The sequence below is a fragment of the Paraburkholderia solisilvae genome (genome assembly GCF_902859875.1).
Classification (GTDB): Bacteria; Pseudomonadota; Gammaproteobacteria; order Burkholderiales; family Burkholderiaceae; genus Paraburkholderia; species Paraburkholderia solisilvae.
Map to the genome: position 1 here is coordinate 23362 of NZ_CADIKF010000038.1, position 18727 is coordinate 42088.

Below are 18727 nucleotides of genomic sequence, written 5' to 3' on the forward strand. Positions count from 1 at the left end.
GATGGCAGTGAGTTGCTGCCGGCTTCGTGGACACCCGGGAGAGCTGAGGTGTCAGGTGTCATTCGACCCGCTGCATCACGTCCTGTGCGCGAGCGTCTGCCGAATCGCCAGTCCATCTGCGCCTGATGTAACGTGCGGCGCGCGCCTCGTCGTCTTGCCGTAGCACGCGCGCGGGAGAACCGGCCGCCGTGACGTTGGACGGAATGTCGCGTGTGACCACGCTGCCCGCACCGATGGTCACGTTGTCGCCAATAACGACATCTTCGACAATGCAAACGTTCGGGCCGATGTAGACGTTGTCTCCGATGGTCGCGGCCTTTCCATGATTGCTCCCAATCGAAAGGCCTTGCGCGATATTGCAGTTCGCGCCAATGACCGCAGTCTCGTTGACAACGATGCCGCCGAAATGGCCGATATAGAACCCTGGCCCGATGCTCGTGCCCGCCGGGATGACGATGCCGAAGCGGCGCTGTTGCGTACGCAACTTTCGGCGCAGCAGGCTGCGAATCAGGCCGCGTTTCTTGTAGCCGCTCGCGAGGCGAAACCACACCATGTAGTTGAATTCTTCGCGGCGAAAGAAGTTGCGCAGGAATGCTCGCAGGTCGGTGCGATCGGATATGCGATGGAGGTCGCTTTTGATCAGGTCGAGCGTGGTGAGCATTCGCCGGAAGGCTCCGTTGGTAAAAGAATTCGAGGGGCTGTGGTTTTCGTCAGGTCGACTAGTGTACTGGGTTTGCTGCGCGCAGACCTCGCGCACCCTCCGGAATAGCCGGGTGGACGTCGAGAACCTGTTGCGCGCAATCAGGCGTCGTTCGCAACGGTCGAACGCACCTCAACCGAAGCGCTAGCGTTTCTTTGCCATGGCACCGTCGCGAGCACAGAAGCAAACACCATCAACCCGCCTCCAACCCAACCCCAGACCGACATCTGTTCCCCAAGCCACACATACGCGAATAGCGCACCAAAAGCCGGCTCGCTTCCCATCAGCAACGACACGCGCGTTGGACTGCTGCGCTTGACGGCAAAATTCTGCGCGAAGAATGCGAAAAGAGTGCACGCAAACACCAGGTAAGCGATGCTCACCCAGAAGGTGCCGTGCCCAGCTAGCGTCGGCAGCGCAGGCCACGGCTGCGACGAACCCACCAGAGCCGCGACGACACAGCCGAGCATCACGGTGCCGGCCTGCACCGCCGTCACCGACAGCGGAGCGAGTGTCGAGTCGCGCATCACCCTCCTCGTCGTGCACACCGTCAACGCGCGCAGCAGGGCAGCCAGAAGAATCAGCGCATCGCCTGCGGTTGGAATGAACACGCCACCACTGACCAGCGCGGCGCCAGCCAACGACAGTACGACGGCAAACCACTCGACGCGCGACGGCTTTCTCCGCAGCAGCACCCATTCGACGAGCGGCGTGAGCACAACACACAAACTGATCAGAAACGCCGCATTCGACGCACGTGTCAGCGATATTCCAAACGTCTCGGCCACCAGCACGCTGAGCAGCAGCACGCCGGTGCCAAGCGTGCCAGCCAGTTCAGCCGCTTTCGCATGCCGCAGCGAACGCAACGCCGGCGACAACACAGCAAACGTCAGTCCAAAGCGCAGCGCCAGCAACCCCAGCACCGGATAGAACGCGAGCGCGGCTTTCGCGACTCCATAGCTTGTGCCCCACACCATCGCGACCGCGAGCAGCATCAGGTCGGATATCCACAGCAAGCGCTTTTGCTTCGACACGGCGGACCCTCTATCTCGATCTATTCGAACAGTCTGAATTGTCGGGTATTGCGCCGAAAACTATAATCGTGGCTCGGGGAACATCTTTTATGTCGCATGCGCACAAATCGAATGTCGCGGCTGAGGTGAGCATGGCAATGAATCCCATTGAGCTGTTTGCGCTGCTGCCGGATATGGCGACCTTTGCGCGGGTCGTCGAAGCGGGCAATTTCTCGGTGGCCGCGCGCCAACTGGGCAGCACGCCGTCGACGGTCAGCCGGCAGATCAAGCGCCTTGAAGAATCGCTTGGCACGCGCCTGCTCGAGCGGTCCACACGCAGCATCCGCGTCACCGATTCGGGCGCGCAGGTCTACCGGTATTGCCGCGACATGGTGGGCGCGGCATCAGGCGCCGTCGACGTCGCCGGGCAAGTGGTCGGCGAGCCGCGCGGCAAGGTCAGCGTCAGCGCGCCGGTTGCGTTCGCTAAGTCCGTCATCCATCCGCTGATCCCGGCGTTTCTGCGTAGCTGGCCGGATGTGGACGTCCAGTTGATCTTCGCCGACCGCGACGTCGATCCGCTGCGTGACGATGTCGATATTGTGATTCGCGTGACCCGTTCGCCACCATTGAGCCTTGCGGCCCGGCGGCTCAGAACAGTGAAATGGCTGCTCTGCGCGTCGCCCGCTTATCTCGACGCGCACGGGACGCCGCTCTTGCCGCGCGATCTCAGCCGGCACGAATGCCTGTATCTCGGAGAAACAGTCGACGACAATCGATGGCATTTCCGGCGCGGCGCCGAGACGCACTCGCTGGAGGTACGGGGGCGTTATATCGCCAATCATGTGGGCGCGCGTCTCGAGGCCGCATTGCAGCATCTGGGCATTGCGAGCTTGCCCGACTTTGCCGCTGCGGAGGCACTGCAGCAAGGCAGCCTGGTGCAGGTGCTCGCCGACTGGGAGTTCGAAGCACGTCCTTATATGGGCCCCGTCTGGTTGTTATATCCGCCTAACCGTTTCCTCCCATCCAAGGTGCGGGCGCTGATCGACTACCTCGCTAGCCACCTGCACGACAACGCGGATGGTGAGTGACCGATCGCGCAATACGGCGCGGAGAGCGGTGCGGGACGATTCGGACACGATTGAAGCCAGCATGGCGAAAACCCGGTGGCATGCGCTCCCATTGCATACACTCGGATTACGCGCAGACGGCCTGCGGCAACACCATCGCAATACGGTTCGCAACCGGATTGGCGCGTGTGGATGGCATCTCGTACCAATCGTAAGGGGAATCATCATGGTGACGTATGTGGTTCTTGCACAATTCACTGATCAAGGCATTCGCGCCGTCAAAAACAGCCCGCAACGTGCGAGCCAGGGGGCGGAACTGGCCAGGTCCTTTGGCTGCGAAATGAAGGAGATCTATTGGACGTTGGGCGGGTATGACATCGTCACTGTCATCGAAGCACCCGATGAGAAAAGCTTTATGTCCTTCGGTTGCGCGCTCGGCTCCGCAGGCAACATTCGCACGCAAACGCTGCGCGCATTCACCAAGGATGAATTCAGCGCGATTGTCGGCAAACTCTCATAAGCATCACACCGCCGATCGGCAAGCGGGCCGCTATCGTGCCACGACGCGGGCCGTGAAGAACACAGCTCGCGCGTTACTTAAGGCCGTCCGATGCGCACAGATGAACGACAGTTGCACGTCGGACGCCACCACTAACCCGCAGCCAGCGTCGACAGACTGGCGGATTCGCGCGGCTCTCCAGGAGATTGATCATGTGTCGCTGGCTCGCCTATACGGGCAATCCGATCCAGCTCGAAACCGTGCTTTTTCGTTCAACACATTCGCTGATCGACCAAAGCCTGCACTCACGAATGGGAGCAACGACGACCAACGGTGACGGCTTCGGTATCGGTTGGTACGGTCGGCCCAACGAGGCTCCGTTTCGTTATCGCAGCGTTAGCCCGGCATGGAACGATCGCAATCTGCGTGAAGCAGCACGCGCGATCCATTCACCTTTGTTTGTCGCACATATCCGCGCGGCAACCGAGGCGCCGGTGCAGGAATCCAACTGCCATCCGTTTCGTCACAACCAATGGCTCTTCGTTCACAACGGGCTGATCCGGAACTTTCACCTTCTGCGTCGCGACCTGATGATGAAGATCGATCCAGCGCTCTTCGGATCGATCGAGGGGTCGACCGATTCGGAAGTCATGTTCTATCTCGCGCTGACCTACGGACTTCAGCAAGAACCGGTGGCCGCGCTGGAGCGAATGGCGGGGATGATTGAGCAAACCGCGGCTGTGCATCGCGTCGATGCGCCGCTGAACATGACCATTTGCGCCACGGACGGAGAGCAAATCGTCGCGATACGCTACTCGAGTGAACGACAATCGCGCACGCTGTTTCACAGCACGACGTTCAAGCACTTGCATGCACTCTATCCGCACAATCCACGGATTACCGAAGCAGGTGAAGACGCTTTCCTTGTGCTGTCCGAACCGCTAGTCGATCTGCCCGGTGCATGGGAGGAAATAGCGGAGAGCACGGCTATCGTCGCGCGCCGCGGCGACATCCAGCGGCAATCCTTCGTGCCGCGCATGCGGACCTGAAGGTAATTGCCTCGTAGGCGCGTTACTTTCGCTGCAGCGGCAAGCGCATCGTTTGTGCTGCGTTATTGCTGTGTGAGCATCAGGTTCAGGTTCTGCACCGCAGCACCGGATGCGCCTTTGCCAAGATTGTCGAAAACCGCGGACAGCAGCACGTGCCCGTGCTCCATGTTAGGAAATACGCTTAAGCGCATGTCGTTTGTACCGTTCAGTGCTTGCGGATCCAGGTGTGTTGAAGCACGCGATTCGTGCAGCGGCGAGACACGTACGTGGGCCGACTCGGCATAGTGGCGCGCGAGGCATGCGTGCAGCGTCGCGCCATCCACGCCGGGTGCCAGCAGCCGCAGGGCCAGGGGCACCGTCAGCACGATGCCCTGGCGGAACGCACCATAGGCGGGGACGAAGATGGGACGCTGCGCGAGTCCAGCGTGCTGCTGGATCTCCGGTGTGTGCTTGTGCGCGAGTTCCAGACCATAGACCTGGAATAAAGGCGCGTTGACGGCACCCTGCCCCTCATGTTCCTCCACGCCGGCGCGCCCGCGCCCCGAGTAGCCGGACACCGCATGAACGCTGATCGGGTAGTCGCCTGGTATGAGGCCGGCCTGCATTAGAGGACGCAGCAAGCCAATCGCGCCGGTCGGGTAGCAACCGGGATTGGTGACCCGACGCGCGTTCGCAATGCGCTCGGCTTGACCCGGAGTCATTTCCGGAAAGCCGTATGTCCAGTCCGGCTGTGTGCGGTGCGCGGAACTGGCGTCGATAACTCTGACGGCAGGATTGACAATGGCGCCCACTGCCTCGCGCGCGGCGGCATCAGGTAAACAGAGGATGGCGATGTCGCAGGCGTTGATGGCTTCGGCGCGCCGCCGCGGATCTTTGCGTTCCGCAGCGGCAAGCGTGACCAGTTGCAGATCGGTCCGGTCGCGAAGCCGTTCGTGAATTTGCAACCCGGTGGTGCCTTGATCGCCGTCGATAAAAACAACGGGAGAGCTCATACGTGGAATACCTCGGTGACTGCGGGTTGTGGCAAACAGAGCGAGCCCCTATGTTCTATGGAACGCTAGAATAGGGAAAGTTGAATTTCATAACCTGAACATTCAGTTTTTCTGAATCTGGACGCCGACATGCGAGAGATCAGCCTGGACCGCTTGCGCACGCTGGTCGCCATCAGCGACCTCGGCTCTTTTGCGGATGCAGCGCGCGCATTGCACCTGGCGCCGCCAACGGTCAGCCTCCACATCGCCGAACTCGAAGACCGCATTGGAGCGCCCCTCCTGTCAAGAAAGCGCGGACATGTGAGGCCGTCGGCGATAGGCGAGGTGCTGGTGGAGCGCGCGCGTCGACTGCTGGCCGATGCAGAGCAGGCGTTAGACGATATTCAACGTCAGGTGCAGGGGCTCGAAGGACGCGTACGGCTCGGTGCGTCGACTGGCGTGATTGCGCATCTATTGCCGCAAGCGCTCGAGGTGTTGCGCCAGCACCATCCCGCCATCGACATTCAGGTTGCGGTACTCACTTCGCAGGAAACGCTGTCCCGACTGGCGGATGGAACGCTGGATGTCGGGCTGATCGCACTGCCTCAACCCCCAGTGGCTGGACTCGTGATAAAGCCCTGGCGCCGCGACCCCGTGATGGCCTTTGTGCCGGCGCACTGGCGGTGTCCGGCCCGCGTCACACCTGAATGGTTAGCCGCTCAACCTCTCATTCTCAATGATGCGACCACGCGTCTCTCGCGCCTGACTGCGGAGTGGTTCGCGACCGGAGGGCACCATCCTGCGCCGCGCATTCAGCTCAACTACAACGACGCGATCAAGAGTCTGGTAGCGGCGGGTTACGGCGCAGCGCTGTTGCCCCATGAGGCCACTACGCCGTTACCCGACGAGCGTATTGTGATGCGTCCGCTGCGCCCGGCGTTGTGGCGTCGGCTCGGCATTGCGCATCGCGCGGGGTATGTTGAGCGTTCTACGCAATACGTGCTTGATGTGTTGTGGGATTTGCGGGTGGCGTAGGGGTTGTCGTTTGGCGATTCGGTTTTTTCGCGAGGGCGGCGGCCTTAACAGCCGCTGCAAGCCCGACGCGGTGAAATGACAGCAGCCCAATCAAAACATCAAATAAAACGATACTTCCGATGAAATCGGTGTATAACAGATCTCGAATTCCTCGGAAGAGTTGCGGCGCCTGCCTCTGAAGAGCGAATGTCTGACGTCCCCCGCTGCATTGCGCCTTTTAGGCCGCGCACCTTGCGTCGCCAATATCTGGCTACCCATTCCTTACCTGTTCAATCCCGGCAAGCTTCACAGCCGGTCCGATTCTCCTGGAACGCGTGGCTACCCAGATCATTGGGACATCTTCAACGCCACACCGCAATCCAAAACTGACTTTCAAGCGACACCGAATACGCGGTGCCGCGGCCCGACTATGCAGGAAAGAACCATGAAAAATCTTGACCATGAAGCGGTGTCGTCACCGCACGGGGGTTGGAAATGACTCATCTATCGCGTTTCGCGAAACCGCTGCTCTGGTTTTCGTCAGTTCTGCTGATGGCGCTGGCAACAGGTTGCGGCGGCTCTTCGCATGGTGATCAATCCGGCTCAGCGCCAGGAGCCAGCCAGGATTCAACCCGACCTGTCGTCAGCGCTGCGTTGCCAGCGCCTGGCGCCACAGGTGTTGGAACGACGACGAAGATCGCCGTCACCTTCAGCAAAGACATGAGCCCTGCAACGATTTCCGCGTCGAGCTTTACGGTCAGCGGTCCGGGCGCCGTCGCGATTGCCGGCACGGTGAGCTACAACGTCGGCTCCAGAGCCGCGATATTCACGCCCACAAACGCGTCACTGCCCGTCAATAGTGCCCTCACGGCAACCATAACGACTGCGGTGAAGGACACATCCGGCAATGCGCTACTGAACAATTTTGTGTGGACCTTCACGACCGGCGCGGTCGCGGAAGTGACGCCTCCGACCGTATCGCTCACCGTGCCTGCGGCGGGTGCGGCGAATACGCCTTTGAACACCCGCATTGCGGCGACGTTCAGCGAAGACATGGATCCATCGACGATCTCGACGGCCAGCTTTACGTTGACCGACGCCAGTGGCGCGCAGGTAGCAGGCACCGTCTCTTATGCGGCAGGCGCACGAAGCGCGATCTTCACCCCGACCACGCCCGCGCTCCTCAACGCGGGAACAGCGTATAACGCGACGATTACCAACGCAGCAAAAGACCTTTCCGGCAATGCATTGAGCGCCAACTTTACGTGGACGTTCAACACGGGGAGCAGCGCGGACACGACGCCTCCGTCGATCGTGTCAACCAACCCGGCCAACGCCGCAGGCGGCGTGTGCACCAACAAGTCGGTCAACGTCACCTTTAGCGAGGCAATGGACCCGTCGACCATCACCGCGGCCACCTTCACGGTGGCGGCATCCAGCGCGTCGGCAACACTGTTGCCGGGCACCGTTGCCTACGATGTCCCGAGCAGGGTAGCGACCTTTACACCACTCAGCCCGCTCGCGGCCAACACGAGCTACACGGCCACGATTACGCCCGGCGTCAAGGACCTCGCGGGCAATGCGCTCCCCTCTGCTTCGGTGACGACGTTCACGACCAATTCGTCGCTATGCGCCGCAGCACCGGCCCTGGGCGCTGCACAGCCCTTCGGTTCGTTCGGCGGCAATGCATCAGTCACCAACGCCGGCCTGAATACCATCATCAACGGCGATCTCGGTGTGAATGCCGCTTCTACGTCGATAACGGGACTGCATGATTCAGGCAATAACGTCTATACGGTTACGCCAAACAACAACGGACTGGTCACGGGCCTTGTGTTCACACTGACCGCGCCTCCGGGTTCTGTCGCTGGACTTGCGGTGACGCAGGCGAGCGTCGACGCGACGACGGCGTTCAATTCGCTTTCGCCTGCCACCTTGCCCGGCGGCATCAATGTGGCGAGTCTGGCCCAATGTCCGAGTTGCGGTGGGGCTGGAGCGGGCGCGGATGAACTGGCTGGCCGTACGCTTCCGCCGGGTATTTATCTGTCGACCACCGGTACCTTTGATATTGGCGGCGCAGGGCGCCCGGCGGCGAGTCTGACGCTGGACGCAGGCGGCGACGCCAATGCTGTCTGGGTGTTCCAGACGGCAGCCAGCACGGGCACCTTGAATGTTGGTGTAACTGGGCCCGCGACGCCGGCCGTGCCGATCCAGGTATTGCTCGTGAATGGCGCACAGTCGAAGAACGTGTTCTGGTATGTCCCGGCCGGTGCGGTTATCGGAACGGGGTCGACGATGACCGGAACGATGTTATCCAATGCGTCGATTACCTTGTCCACAGTGGGCGGGACGCCTCCTACCGCCGTTATCACGACGCTCAATGGTCGCGCCATCGCATTGACCGCCGCAGTGACCATGGTCAATACGGTGATCAACGTGCCTGCGCAATAGCGCCATCGCCGCCCGTGAGTGCCCGGTATTGGCCGGGCGCTCACCCCAGCGGATGACCACGCAGCATGCGCTCTGTTTTACCGCCTCACGCCTGCACCGCTAATGCGCTACGCGCTGAGCATTCACTTCCAACCTTGTGAGTCGTACACCCGTGAAAAGAATAGTCTTCGCACTCGCCGTCGCCGTTGTTGCTTTCGGCGCCATCGTTCCTGCTTCCGCCGCCTCGCATCACCGGTCATGCCACAGAGTGAGGGTGCATCACCACTGGGAAAACCGATGTCGCTAGTATCAAAGCGATACTTTCGCCCAGTTGTTATGCATTGCGAGGCGCCGCGCAATCGGTGCTATCGAGTCTGGGGGATGCCCCCGCTTTGAGTCGCCTACTCTTATCCCACGACAAGCGCTATCCGGCCAGAAGCGCCCCACGCCCGCAACCAAGCCATATTGATCCGCCGTTCATTCAGAGGGGCATCCACACAGAATGCGAGACGCGCTCAACACGTTTCGCAACTCCAACAGAACACGCAACGGCAAAACCTAATCCTCGATCTGCGCGTTGATCCGCCCTTCCCGGATTGCGCGGACGAACGCCCGGTAATCGCTGCGATTCTGGGAGCTGTATTCGGTGGCAAATTCGCAGATCGCATCGTCGAAGGTTCGCCCGGCGCCCATATAGCCCGCAATCATCGCGGCATCGCCCGAGCGGGCATGCGCGCGGCACAGCGCGTGTGCGCACATCCGCGCGTATTGCCGCAGGATCGCTGTGTCCCAGTCCTCGATAATCGCCGACAACTTCATATCGCGAAGCTGCCGCACATAGAAATCGCGACCGTTCATCCCGCGCGTCCACCCAAGGAACAGATCGCTCGCCGCCTGCATCGCACGCTGTCCGGCAATCACGCGCTGGCCATGATTGGCATGCACGCTCTTTCCGGCATAGGGATCGAGCACCGAGGCGCGCGCTTCTTTTACCTGCAGAAACAGCGGGTCGTTGTCCGCCGCCATGAACAGGCATACCGCGCACATCGTCCCGACGCTGCCTACGCCGACGACCTTAACCGCCATATCGACGAAGTGAAACCGGTCGAACAGAATCCGGATATGCTCGGGCAGGCTGTCCCGATACGATGCGATCGCCGCTGCATATCCCGACTCGAGGCCGGGCGCCTGCTCCGCGGTCGGATGGAAGATCAGCGGCGGCTCGTCCTTGATCCTCGGCATCACGCCTTCATGCGAAACCAGCTTCGGATACAAATGGTCAGGCACGGACTTCCGCCTCTCCATCTCGATGCGCTCCGCGATTCGCTTGCGTATTGCGGACACGATGGCGGGATCGGCCGCCCGGTCCTGATACTTCTGCAGGTCGATTCTGTCGTACCAGACATCCAGCGCCCGCATGGCGGCGTAGTTGTGCATCCGCTCACGATATTCGCGCACCAGATCGGTAACCACACGGGCGGCGTCGCTGTCGGGGAGTTCCAGGTGCTGTGCAGCAATCACCACGCTTGCGGCAAGTCGCTTCAGATCCCATTCAAAAGGCGCGGGCAGCGTTTCGTCGAGATCGTTGATATCGAAGATCACGTTGCGCTCGGGTGTCGCGAAGCCGCCGAAGTTCATCAGGTGGGCATCGCCGCACGCCTGCACGCGAATTCCGCTCGTCGGGGTCGTGGCGAGGTCGGCGGCCATCAACGCGGCAGACCCCCGGTAGAACGCGAAAGGCGACGCGGACATCCGTCCGAAGCGGATCGGCACCAGCTCGGGTATCCGGCCTTCGTTGGATTCGCCAAGAAGCTCCACGGGGTCGCGGCGACCGCTCGCCGGCCGCCATCCCGCATGCGATACGCGCGGCACCGCGTCGCGCAACGCACGCCCTTGAGCTGCACGTTCATCTACGGTCAGCCAGGCGGTCTTTGCCTGATGCGCTGCACGGATCCGTCGTCCAGGAACAGTCTTGTTCACGTACGCTCCCCTTGGCTGGGTAAATCCTCATGGGCCGCGCCCGGTAACCGGCGCGTGGTCGATACCGGTGTCGCGCAGGAACTCGTCGAGCACGTCATCCACGACAGTGCGACGGCTCAGGTGGCCGACGTGTTCTTCGAGTCCTTCGGCGCGCAGAATGTCTCGCGCCTCCGCGTGCGCGCCGACGATCCGCAGCCGCATGCCGGCCGCCGCTAGCGCGGATTCCAACGCTAACAGCATGCGCGCACCGGCCAGGTCGACCACCGGCGAAGTGGACAGATCGCATATCAGCAGCTTGACGGGGGCGGCGTCCGCGCGGATTCTGGCCCACACGGTCGCGCGCACATGTTCGGCGTTGAAGTAAAGCAGCGACGCTTCGACGCGGAAGATCAGTACGCCCGGCACCGCCTCGTTATCGGGGTGGCGTCCAATGTCCGAGTAGCGATGTGTGCCTGGAATGCGGCCGAGAATGGCCACATGCGGGTGCGCAGCATGCCTGATCAGCAATAACACCGAGACCAGCACCGCCACGATCACGCCTTTGAGAATACCGAGCAGCAGAACGGCGGCGAGAGCAACCATCGACACGACGAACTCGTAGCGACTGACTCGCCACACATGACGCAACTCGCGGATGTCGATCAAGCCCTTGACCGCGACCAGTACGATCGCGGCGAGCACGACATTGGGCAGGTTGGTCAGCAGGCCGGTCAGGAACATCAGGCAAAGCGCAATCGTGATCGACGCGAACGCCAGTGCGAGCGGCGTTTTTGCACCGGCTTTGTTATTGACCGAGGACTGCGACAGGCCGCCCGCAACCGGGTAGCCCTGAAAGAGTCCTGCGGCCATATTGGCCGCGCCCAGCGCGAGCAGTTCCTGACGAGGGTCGATTTCGTAGCCGTTTGCCCGCGCAATCGCACGTGCGGCGGAAACGCTCTCCACATAGGACAACAGCAGACACGCGAACGCCAGCGGGATGATGCCGTCCACCTCGCGTACTCGAAGCGCGGGCAGATTGAACTCGGGCAAGCCGCTCGGCAATGCGCCGACAACCGTGAAGCCTAGCGTACCCAACGGCGTAACCGATAGCAGGATGATGGACGCCACGACGACCAGTAACGCGACCGGTCGTCCCGGCAGGAATTTCTCCCCTGCCAGCAGCAGGATTAACGTCGCGACGCCGAATGCGAGCACCGTCCAGTTGGTGTCGGGAAGTTGACCCGCCAGCACGACAATGCGCTCGAAGAATTGTTCGCCGCCTCCCTTCACCCCAAACAGCTTGGGTAGTTGCGTCAATGCGATCGTGAGCGCGGCGCCTGCCTTGAATCCGAGCAAAATGGTTTCGCTGATAAAGTTGACCAGCGAACTGAGCCGCAGAATCCACGCGAGCACGCACATCACCGCGATCAGAATCGCAGTGAGTGCCGCAATGGAGACAAACCGTACGGGATCGCCTCCAGCCATGCCGGCGACGGTCACGCCGACAAGCATCGAGATTGCCGAGGTAGGGCCTATTGCGAGTTGACGCGAAGATCCGAATAGCGCGTAGGCGAGGCCGCCCGCCAGGTAACAGTAGATGCCGTACTGCGGCGGCAAGCCTGCGAGCGTCGCATAGGCGAGCGACACCGGTATTCCGTAGGCTGCGAGGGTCACCCCGGCGACCGCATCGCGCGCCAGCCAATGAGGTCGGTAGGCGGACAGCCACTGTGCGGGTGGAAAGACTGCGCGCCAGCCGGTAACGGGAGCCATGCTCGATACTTCGCCGGCAAGACGAGGTTCTTCGATCATCGAGCGCCTCCTTTCCTTCAGCTGGTTCAGCACGGAATTGGGGCAAACGTAGAATTCAGTCATGGCGCTTCACCACCGACCGGGTTCTACAAATCAAGTGTAGCCCGCGGACCGACGATGAACACGGATTTCGGAATGCTTCGGATTGCGATTCGTTGCTGCCGGCGAATCCGTGCTTGACGTGTGCGTCACGCTTAGCCCCCCAATGCGATGATAGCTTTCGTCAGCAGCACGCCAAAAGCCATCATGGCAAACCCGCCTTCTACGAACCCAGCCGGCATGCCGGCCGGGAGTCAGCCCGCATCAAAAATGCGCGGGGAACACTGGCGGACAGGGACAATCGCACACGTCCACTCCGTTTATCCCATTCATCCAGAACGTCATGTATCGGCTGCAGGTCAACCGGGAACAGGTCAGTGAGCCGGTGGGGTGCGGCCTTAACGGGGCTGCGCCTGCGGGCATTCCTGCTGGTACCAACGATCCACCTGACGCTGCGCAGCCTCCAGGTTATTCGGATAGTACGGATCGAACCGAAGCGGGTCGTAACCCGCTGCCCTCAGGGCGGCCAATTCGCTCCGGTTGCGCTCGGGTGTCGCGCCCCCGTTGTTCTTAAGCGCAGCGAGGTCGCTGCATTGCGTTGCGCTCAGATGCGGGCTGCCTTCTGGCGCGGTCGTTCCGCCTGCGGCGCAGCCAGCGAGCGAGAATGCCAACCCGACAAGCATCGGCAACGCGGTCAGTGAGTTCTTCATGTCACGTCTCCTTTGGGTGATCGACGCATGCTGAGCACTGAGGCGCGGCGGCCAGTCGCAAAGTCCGCGAAACGGACAGTCGCGCGATCGCGGACGAATGAACTAGGGCAACTGAGGATACTGAGGAATTGCCTGGCTCAGGCAAACCCATGGTTGCGCACTCGATGTCCAGATGTCCAGCATCGGCTGAAACTCTGACGCATTATCCAGCGTAGGGAAACGAATGGACATCACTTCTGGAGCAGTCTCGCTATGCGTAAACAGAGGAGAGCCGCAATCGGAACAGAAGCTGCGCGTCGAGAGCCTGCCGCTGCCCGCGCGAACCGAGTACGTCTTCGGCGTACCGGTGATCGTCACGTCCGACACCCGCACGATGAAGCCGGAAGCAAAAGGACCACCACTTGAGCGCTGGCAGTCCAGGCAGTGGCAGTTTAGCGTCGCAACCGGCGCGCGCGAGCAGACATAGCGGACCGATCCGCATGCACACCCACCGGAAAATGGAGCAGTCATGTGGCTGTTTCCTCCTGCCGCCTAACCTGTTTTCACCGGCATCCGACAGATGCCCGCTGGAAGCTTGTTACCTGGCACGCCCCTTTGCGCGCGCAGTGTAACGCCGCCGACATCACAAGGCAAATGGCGGGTTTCACACTCGCGAACGTCCGGTTAAGGCAAGCTCGACCGCCCGCTTCGGGTCGATATAAACCCGACGCATGCACCGGTTGAATCCGCAGCCGAATTGCGACCGAACGGCCTGCTTCAGGTCACCGAACGCGGACTGTTCTGTCACGCGTCTCTTCACGCGGCCCTCATCAATGAGCGCACAATTGAAGCGCGTTGCAAACCGTCCGCCGCGCCGTATAGCGCACGCCCCAGGGTTGTGCGAGACGGCTTCGGTCTTCGACGGTTGCTGTTGTTGCCGGTAGGTTCGCTTTGATGCCCGTGAATCAATTGACGGGTTGGCTCGAACGAGCGGGCTTGCTTCCTGGCACCGAAAAAAAGCCCCGCGCCGCAAGCCTCAGGAGGCGGTGAGAGTTGGCGCCGGAAATTCAGGCAGCGCGATACGTGACGCGTTGACACTGGTTAAATATACGTTGATATTTTCACATCAACGGGGATATCCTTTCATTTAATAGTGCAGAATTCAGGCAGCCGTCTCGCGAAACAGAAGGGTCATGTGTCAGATGAAAAATCGAGCGTCTTTCCACCTTGGCGTGCCTGCAATGCGCAAGCTCGATCCCCAGGTCGAAGCCCTCCTGGAACAGTTTAAAGCGAATACGCCCCGGCACCCTTCGTCGCCGCGCGGAGCGAGCGTAACGCCGGAACTCCTCATGATGTACGGTGCGCTCGGGATGCCGTTCGAACCGGTATGGCTAACCAATGACTTCGACTTACCAGGGGCCGCCGGAAACATTCCTGTTCGCCTGTATGTTTCGAAAACCACAGCGCCTTTGCGTGAATCCGTACCGGTATTCGTCTATTACCACGGTGGCGCCTTTGTCTCGGGAGATCTCGATGGTCACGACACGCTCCTTCGCGCAATCGCCAATCGCGCGGGCTGCCTTGTCCTATCCGTAGGCTATCGCCTCGCCCCCGAGCACCCATACCCCGCTGCGAATGATGACGCACTGACTGCGCTGAACTGGGTCGTGAACCACGCGTCCGAGATCGGAGCGGACCCTACGCGCCTCGCTGTCGGCGGGGATGGCGCGGGGGGCCTTCTGGCTGCCTGGGTTGCGCAAAGAGCGGCTGAATGTGGCATTCATTTGCGGCTTCAGGTGTTGCTCTGTCCGGTTCTCGATACCACCGCATCGAGCGATTCATGGAAGGAATTGGGAACCGGCGAGTACGTCGTTTCCCATAGCCGGACGCTCGAACTGTACGACGCCTATCTGCCGAAAGAGATTTGCCGTACGGACCCAAAGGTGTCGCCGTTGTTCGCGACCGATCTTGCCGGGGTGGCACCGGCTCTGATCGTCACGGCCGATCATGATCCGCTGCGCGATGAAGGAGATGCGTACGCAGACAAATTGAAAGCGGCAAACGTGCAGGTCGACCACACCTGCTGGCCGGGCATGATCCATGGACTGGCAACGCTAGCAGGTGTGATCGATGCGGGGAGAGTCCTCATCGACCAGGTTGCAGCGGCTCTTCGTCAAGCGCTCGCGATGCCCGACCAGGCGCCCAGTCAGACGCTGTAGTGCGTTGGTTGTTAAGAACGTGCGGTGTCCCTAACGGGTCGGTAGCCGCGACCACCTCATACCCAGGAATAAAAAAGCTCGCCCTCTCGAACCGCACCGCGGTTGCCGTGTTCGAATGAAAGAACCTGTCATTCTGCCGCCGCGCGCGCTGGCCTCCCGGTCAACGCCGTCTTCGAATGCATTTGGCATTCCGCACCATACGCTTCGGTCGACATTCACCATGCTGACCAGATAGTCAAACAGGATTAGGCAAAACTTTCAGAGTTTCGAACAAACCTGTGCGCGCTCTTTCGGCGAAACTCTGACACGTTGCCGTTGCTGCGTCCGGCCTCGCTGCCAGACACCACAACCCGGACACCAACCGAACGCCCGGCAATGTCTTGCGCATCCGGCCACGCGGAACACCTGCCGCCGCCGGCAACTGTCCAGCCGCGTGCCACGCCTGCGCAAATCGAACAACCACACATCATCCTCTCCACGGAGCAGTCGATGTCGACCACCTTGATACTCAACGGCAAGTCCACCACGCTGGACGCCGACCCCAACATGCCGCTGTTATGGGCGATTCGCGAGGTTGTTGGCCTGCACGGCACGAAGTTCGGCTGCGGCATGGCGCAATGCGGCGCCTGCACGGTGCATCTCGAAGGCCAGCCGATCCGCTCGTGCATGATGCCGCTGTCGGCAGTGGCCGGCCGCAACATCACGACCATCGAAGGGCTGCACAGCAAACAGGCGCAAGCCATCCAGACCGCATGGGTCAAGCACCAGGTGCCGCAGTGCGGTTACTGCCAGTCCGGCCAGGTGATGTCGGCAACCGCTCTGCTCACGCAAAATCCCGCGCCTACCGACGCGGACATCGACGCCGCGATGAGCGGCAACATCTGCCGCTGTGCGACCTACACGCGCATTCGCGCCGCGATCCACACCGCTGCCGAATCGATGCAGGGGTGAACGATGACGACCGATATCGCGGATGTACAGCGCCCCGCACGGCGCACCTTCCTGAAAGGCGTCGGCACCGCCGCCGCGCTTGCACTGACCATCGGCTTCGAATGGGGCGGCCTCGACAGGCGCGCGCTTGCGGCCGAAGCACCGGCCGGCAGCAGTACCTTCGCGCCCAACGCGTTCCTGCGCATCGGCGCCGATAACAGCGTGACCGTCATCGCGAAGCACGTCGAGATGGGCCAGGGCGCGTACACCGGCATTGCGACGATCGTCGCCGAAGAACTCGATGCCGACTGGTCCAACGTACGCGTCGAAAGCGCGCCCGCCGACGCGACCCGCTACGCGAACCTCGCGTTCGGCAAGATTCAGGGCACCGGCGGCAGCTCGGCGATGGCCAATTCGTGGATGCAGTTGCGCGAGGCCGGCGCGAAGGGCCGCGCGATGCTGGTATCGGCCGCCGCGCAGCAATGGCAGGTGCCGGCTGCGTCGTTGCGTACCGAGCGCGGCGTCGTGTATCACGACGCGAGCGGCCGGCATGCGAGCTACGGTTCGCTGGTCGCGCAGGCGTCCACGCTGCCGGTGCCGGACAAGGTCACGCTGAAGGACCCGAAAAACTTCAGGCTGGTCGGCACCCGCGTGCCGCGCGTCGACGTGCCGCCGAAAACCAACGGCACCGCGCAGTTCACGATCGACGTGACGTTCCCCGGCATGCTGGTCGCGCTGGTGCAGCGCCCGCCGCAGTTCGGCGGCACCGTCAGGTCGTTCGACGCGACCGCGACGAAGGCGGTGCCCGGCGTCGTCGAGGTCGTGCAAGTGCCGCGCGGCGTTGCGGTAGTGGCGAAGAGCTTCTGGGCCGCGAAGCAGGGCCGCGATGCGCTGAAAGTGGAATGGGACGACACGCACGCGGAAAAGCGCAGCTCGGCGGCCATCATGGCCGAGTACCGCAAGCTCGCCGAGCAGCCGGGCCTGCCGGCGCGCACCGAAGGCGACGCGGCCAAGGCGATTGCCGGTGCGCCGCGCAGGATTTCCGCGAGCTATGAATTTCCATACCTCGCGCATGCGCCGATGGAGCCGCTCGACGCAGTCGTCAAGCTGAGCGCCGACAGCTGCGAAATCTGGGCCGGCGACCAGTTCCAGACCGTCGACCAGGCCAACGCCGCGCGCACCGCGGGGCTCGAGCCGCAGCAGGTGAAGATCCATACGCTCTATGCGGGCGGCAGTTTCGGCCGGCGTGCCAATCCGGGCTCGGACTATATCGTCGAAGCGGTGTCGATCGCCAAGGCGCTGGGCGCGAACGGCACGCCGCTCAAGCTGCAATGGACGCGTGAATGCGACATTCACGGCGGCCTGTACCGGCCGATCTACTTTCACAAACTCGAAGCCGGGCTGACCAACGATGGACGACTGGTGGGATGGCAGCACCGCATCGTCGGGCAGTCGATCGTTGCGGACACACCGTTCTCCGGTCTTGCGAAGAACGGTATCGATTCGACCTCGGTGGAAGGCGCAGCGAACATCGCGTACGCGATTCCGAACCTGTCGGTCGAGCTCGCGACCACGCGCACCGGCGTGCCGGTGCTGTGGTGGCGGGTGGTCGGCAGCTCGCATACCGCGTATGCCGTCGAGGCATTCATCGACGAAGCGGCGCATGCGGCAGGTCAGGACCCGTACGCGTTCCGGCGCAATCTGCTCGCCAACCAGCCGCGTGTGCGCGGCGTGCTGGATCTGGCGGCAGCCAAAGCGGGCTGGAGCGACACGCCGCTGCCGCCGGGCAAGGGGCGCGGCATCGCGGTCGCCGAGGCGTTCCACACTTTCGTCGCGCAGGTGGCCGAAGTGTCGGTAGACAAGGACGGCAAGGTCAAGGTCGACCGCGTGGTGTGCGCGGTAGACTGCGGCATTCCGATCAACCCGGACGTGATCGCCGCGCAGATCGAAGGCGGCATCGGCTACGGCCTCGGCGCCGCGCTGTACGGCGCGATTACGCTGAAGGACGGGCGCGTCGAGCAGAACAACTTCGACGGCTACCAGGTGCTGCGCATGAGCGAAATGCCGAAGGTCGAAGTACATATCGTGCAGTCTGCCGAGGCGCCCACCGGTATCGGCGAACCGGGCGTCGCTCCGGTCGGGCCGGCAGTCGCCAATGCGATTTTTGCAGCGACGGGCAAGCGGTCGTATTCGCTGCCGTTTGCTGTGGAGAAGACTGCCTGACGCGGTGTTGCGTGTTTTGGCGGATCAGGTTCCGGAGTACGGAGAACCTGATCCGCTTTCGTATGCATCAACCCTTTTGATGCGTGACGTTGCAAACGTGGGGGTGGCGCCTGGCG

The 18727-nt window shown here is 62.0% G+C and carries 15 protein-coding genes; 8 read left to right on the forward strand and 7 right to left on the reverse strand.

Annotation, left to right across the window (positions count from 1 at the left end; translation table 11 throughout):
• Window positions 1-58: 58 nt before the first annotated feature.
• Window positions 59-661: a serine O-acetyltransferase gene (locus HV675_RS21775; protein ID WP_175113166.1), complete on the reverse strand. Its 603-nt coding sequence runs from the start codon at window positions 659-661 to the stop codon at window positions 59-61.
• 140 nt (window positions 662-801) lie between these two features.
• A complete protein-coding gene (locus tag HV675_RS21780) occupies window positions 802-1734 on the reverse strand; it encodes a DMT family transporter (protein WP_175113167.1) in 933 nt (310 codons plus the stop codon).
• A 137-nt stretch (window positions 1735-1871) separates the two neighbouring features.
• Here HV675_RS21780 and HV675_RS21785 point away from each other — a divergent pair, with 137 nt between their 5' ends.
• The 3 genes from HV675_RS21785 to HV675_RS21795 all read left to right on the forward strand — a co-directional run bounded on the left by HV675_RS21785 (window position 1872) and on the right by HV675_RS21795 (window position 4328).
• The gene (locus tag HV675_RS21785) at window positions 1872-2801 is read left to right on the forward strand and encodes a LysR family transcriptional regulator (protein ID WP_175113168.1); all 930 of its coding nucleotides are present in this window, start codon (window positions 1872-1874) and stop codon (window positions 2799-2801) included.
• Window positions 2802-3006: 205 nt separating this feature from the next.
• Entirely contained in the window at window positions 3007-3300 is a 294-nt protein-coding gene (locus tag HV675_RS21790; RefSeq protein ID WP_175113169.1) for a GYD domain-containing protein, read from the forward strand.
• Window positions 3301-3491: 191 nt separating this feature from the next.
• Complete coding sequence (locus tag HV675_RS21795) at window positions 3492-4328, forward strand: class II glutamine amidotransferase (RefSeq protein WP_175113170.1); 837 nt, start codon at window positions 3492-3494, stop codon at window positions 4326-4328.
• 62 nt (window positions 4329-4390) lie between these two features.
• On the opposite strand, the gene argC is transcribed toward HV675_RS21795, so the two are convergent.
• Window positions 4391-5320, reverse strand: a complete 930-nt coding sequence (gene argC / locus HV675_RS21800) for an N-acetyl-gamma-glutamyl-phosphate reductase (RefSeq protein WP_175113171.1) — start codon at window positions 5318-5320, stop codon at window positions 4391-4393.
• Between the two features lie 129 nt (window positions 5321-5449).
• Between argC and HV675_RS21805 the strand changes: the two genes are divergently transcribed.
• The gene (locus tag HV675_RS21805) at window positions 5450-6334 is read left to right on the forward strand and encodes a LysR family transcriptional regulator (protein ID WP_175113172.1); all 885 of its coding nucleotides are present in this window, start codon (window positions 5450-5452) and stop codon (window positions 6332-6334) included.
• Between the two features lie 474 nt (window positions 6335-6808).
• Window positions 6809-8764, forward strand: a complete 1956-nt coding sequence (locus tag HV675_RS21810) for an Ig-like domain-containing protein (protein ID WP_175113173.1) — start codon at window positions 6809-6811, stop codon at window positions 8762-8764.
• A gap of 537 nt (window positions 8765-9301) precedes the next feature.
• On the opposite strand, the gene HV675_RS21815 is transcribed toward HV675_RS21810, so the two are convergent.
• From HV675_RS21815 to HV675_RS33000, 4 genes are all read right to left on the reverse strand, one after another.
• Window positions 9302-10663 carry a DUF2252 domain-containing protein gene (locus HV675_RS21815; RefSeq protein WP_175113205.1) on the reverse strand — a complete coding sequence of 454 codons (1362 nt, stop codon included), beginning with the start codon at window positions 10661-10663 and terminating at the stop codon, window positions 9302-9304.
• A gap of 87 nt (window positions 10664-10750) precedes the next feature.
• Window positions 10751-12511 (reverse strand): SulP family inorganic anion transporter, encoded by a 1761-nt coding sequence (locus HV675_RS21820; protein WP_175113174.1) that lies wholly within the window; start codon window positions 12509-12511, stop codon window positions 10751-10753.
• A 437-nt stretch (window positions 12512-12948) separates the two neighbouring features.
• Window positions 12949-13260: a DUF4148 domain-containing protein gene (locus HV675_RS21825; RefSeq protein WP_175113175.1), complete on the reverse strand. Its 312-nt coding sequence runs from the start codon at window positions 13258-13260 to the stop codon at window positions 12949-12951.
• Window positions 13261-13362: 102 nt separating this feature from the next.
• Entirely contained in the window at window positions 13363-13770 is a 408-nt protein-coding gene (locus HV675_RS33000; protein WP_175113176.1) for a GFA family protein, read from the reverse strand.
• Between the two features lie 662 nt (window positions 13771-14432).
• Between HV675_RS33000 and HV675_RS21835 the strand changes: the two genes are divergently transcribed.
• The 3 genes from HV675_RS21835 (at window position 14433) to HV675_RS21845 (ending at window position 18611) form a co-directional block, all read left to right on the forward strand.
• A complete protein-coding gene (locus HV675_RS21835) occupies window positions 14433-15458 on the forward strand; it encodes an alpha/beta hydrolase (RefSeq protein WP_175113177.1) in 1026 nt (341 codons plus the stop codon).
• 489 nt (window positions 15459-15947) lie between these two features.
• Complete coding sequence (locus tag HV675_RS21840; protein ID WP_175113206.1) at window positions 15948-16409, forward strand: (2Fe-2S)-binding protein; 462 nt, start codon at window positions 15948-15950, stop codon at window positions 16407-16409.
• Window positions 16410-16412: 3 nt separating this feature from the next.
• Window positions 16413-18611 carry a xanthine dehydrogenase family protein molybdopterin-binding subunit gene (locus HV675_RS21845; protein ID WP_175113178.1) on the forward strand — a complete coding sequence of 733 codons (2199 nt, stop codon included), beginning with the start codon at window positions 16413-16415 and terminating at the stop codon, window positions 18609-18611.
• Window positions 18612-18727: the final 116 nt, after the last annotated feature.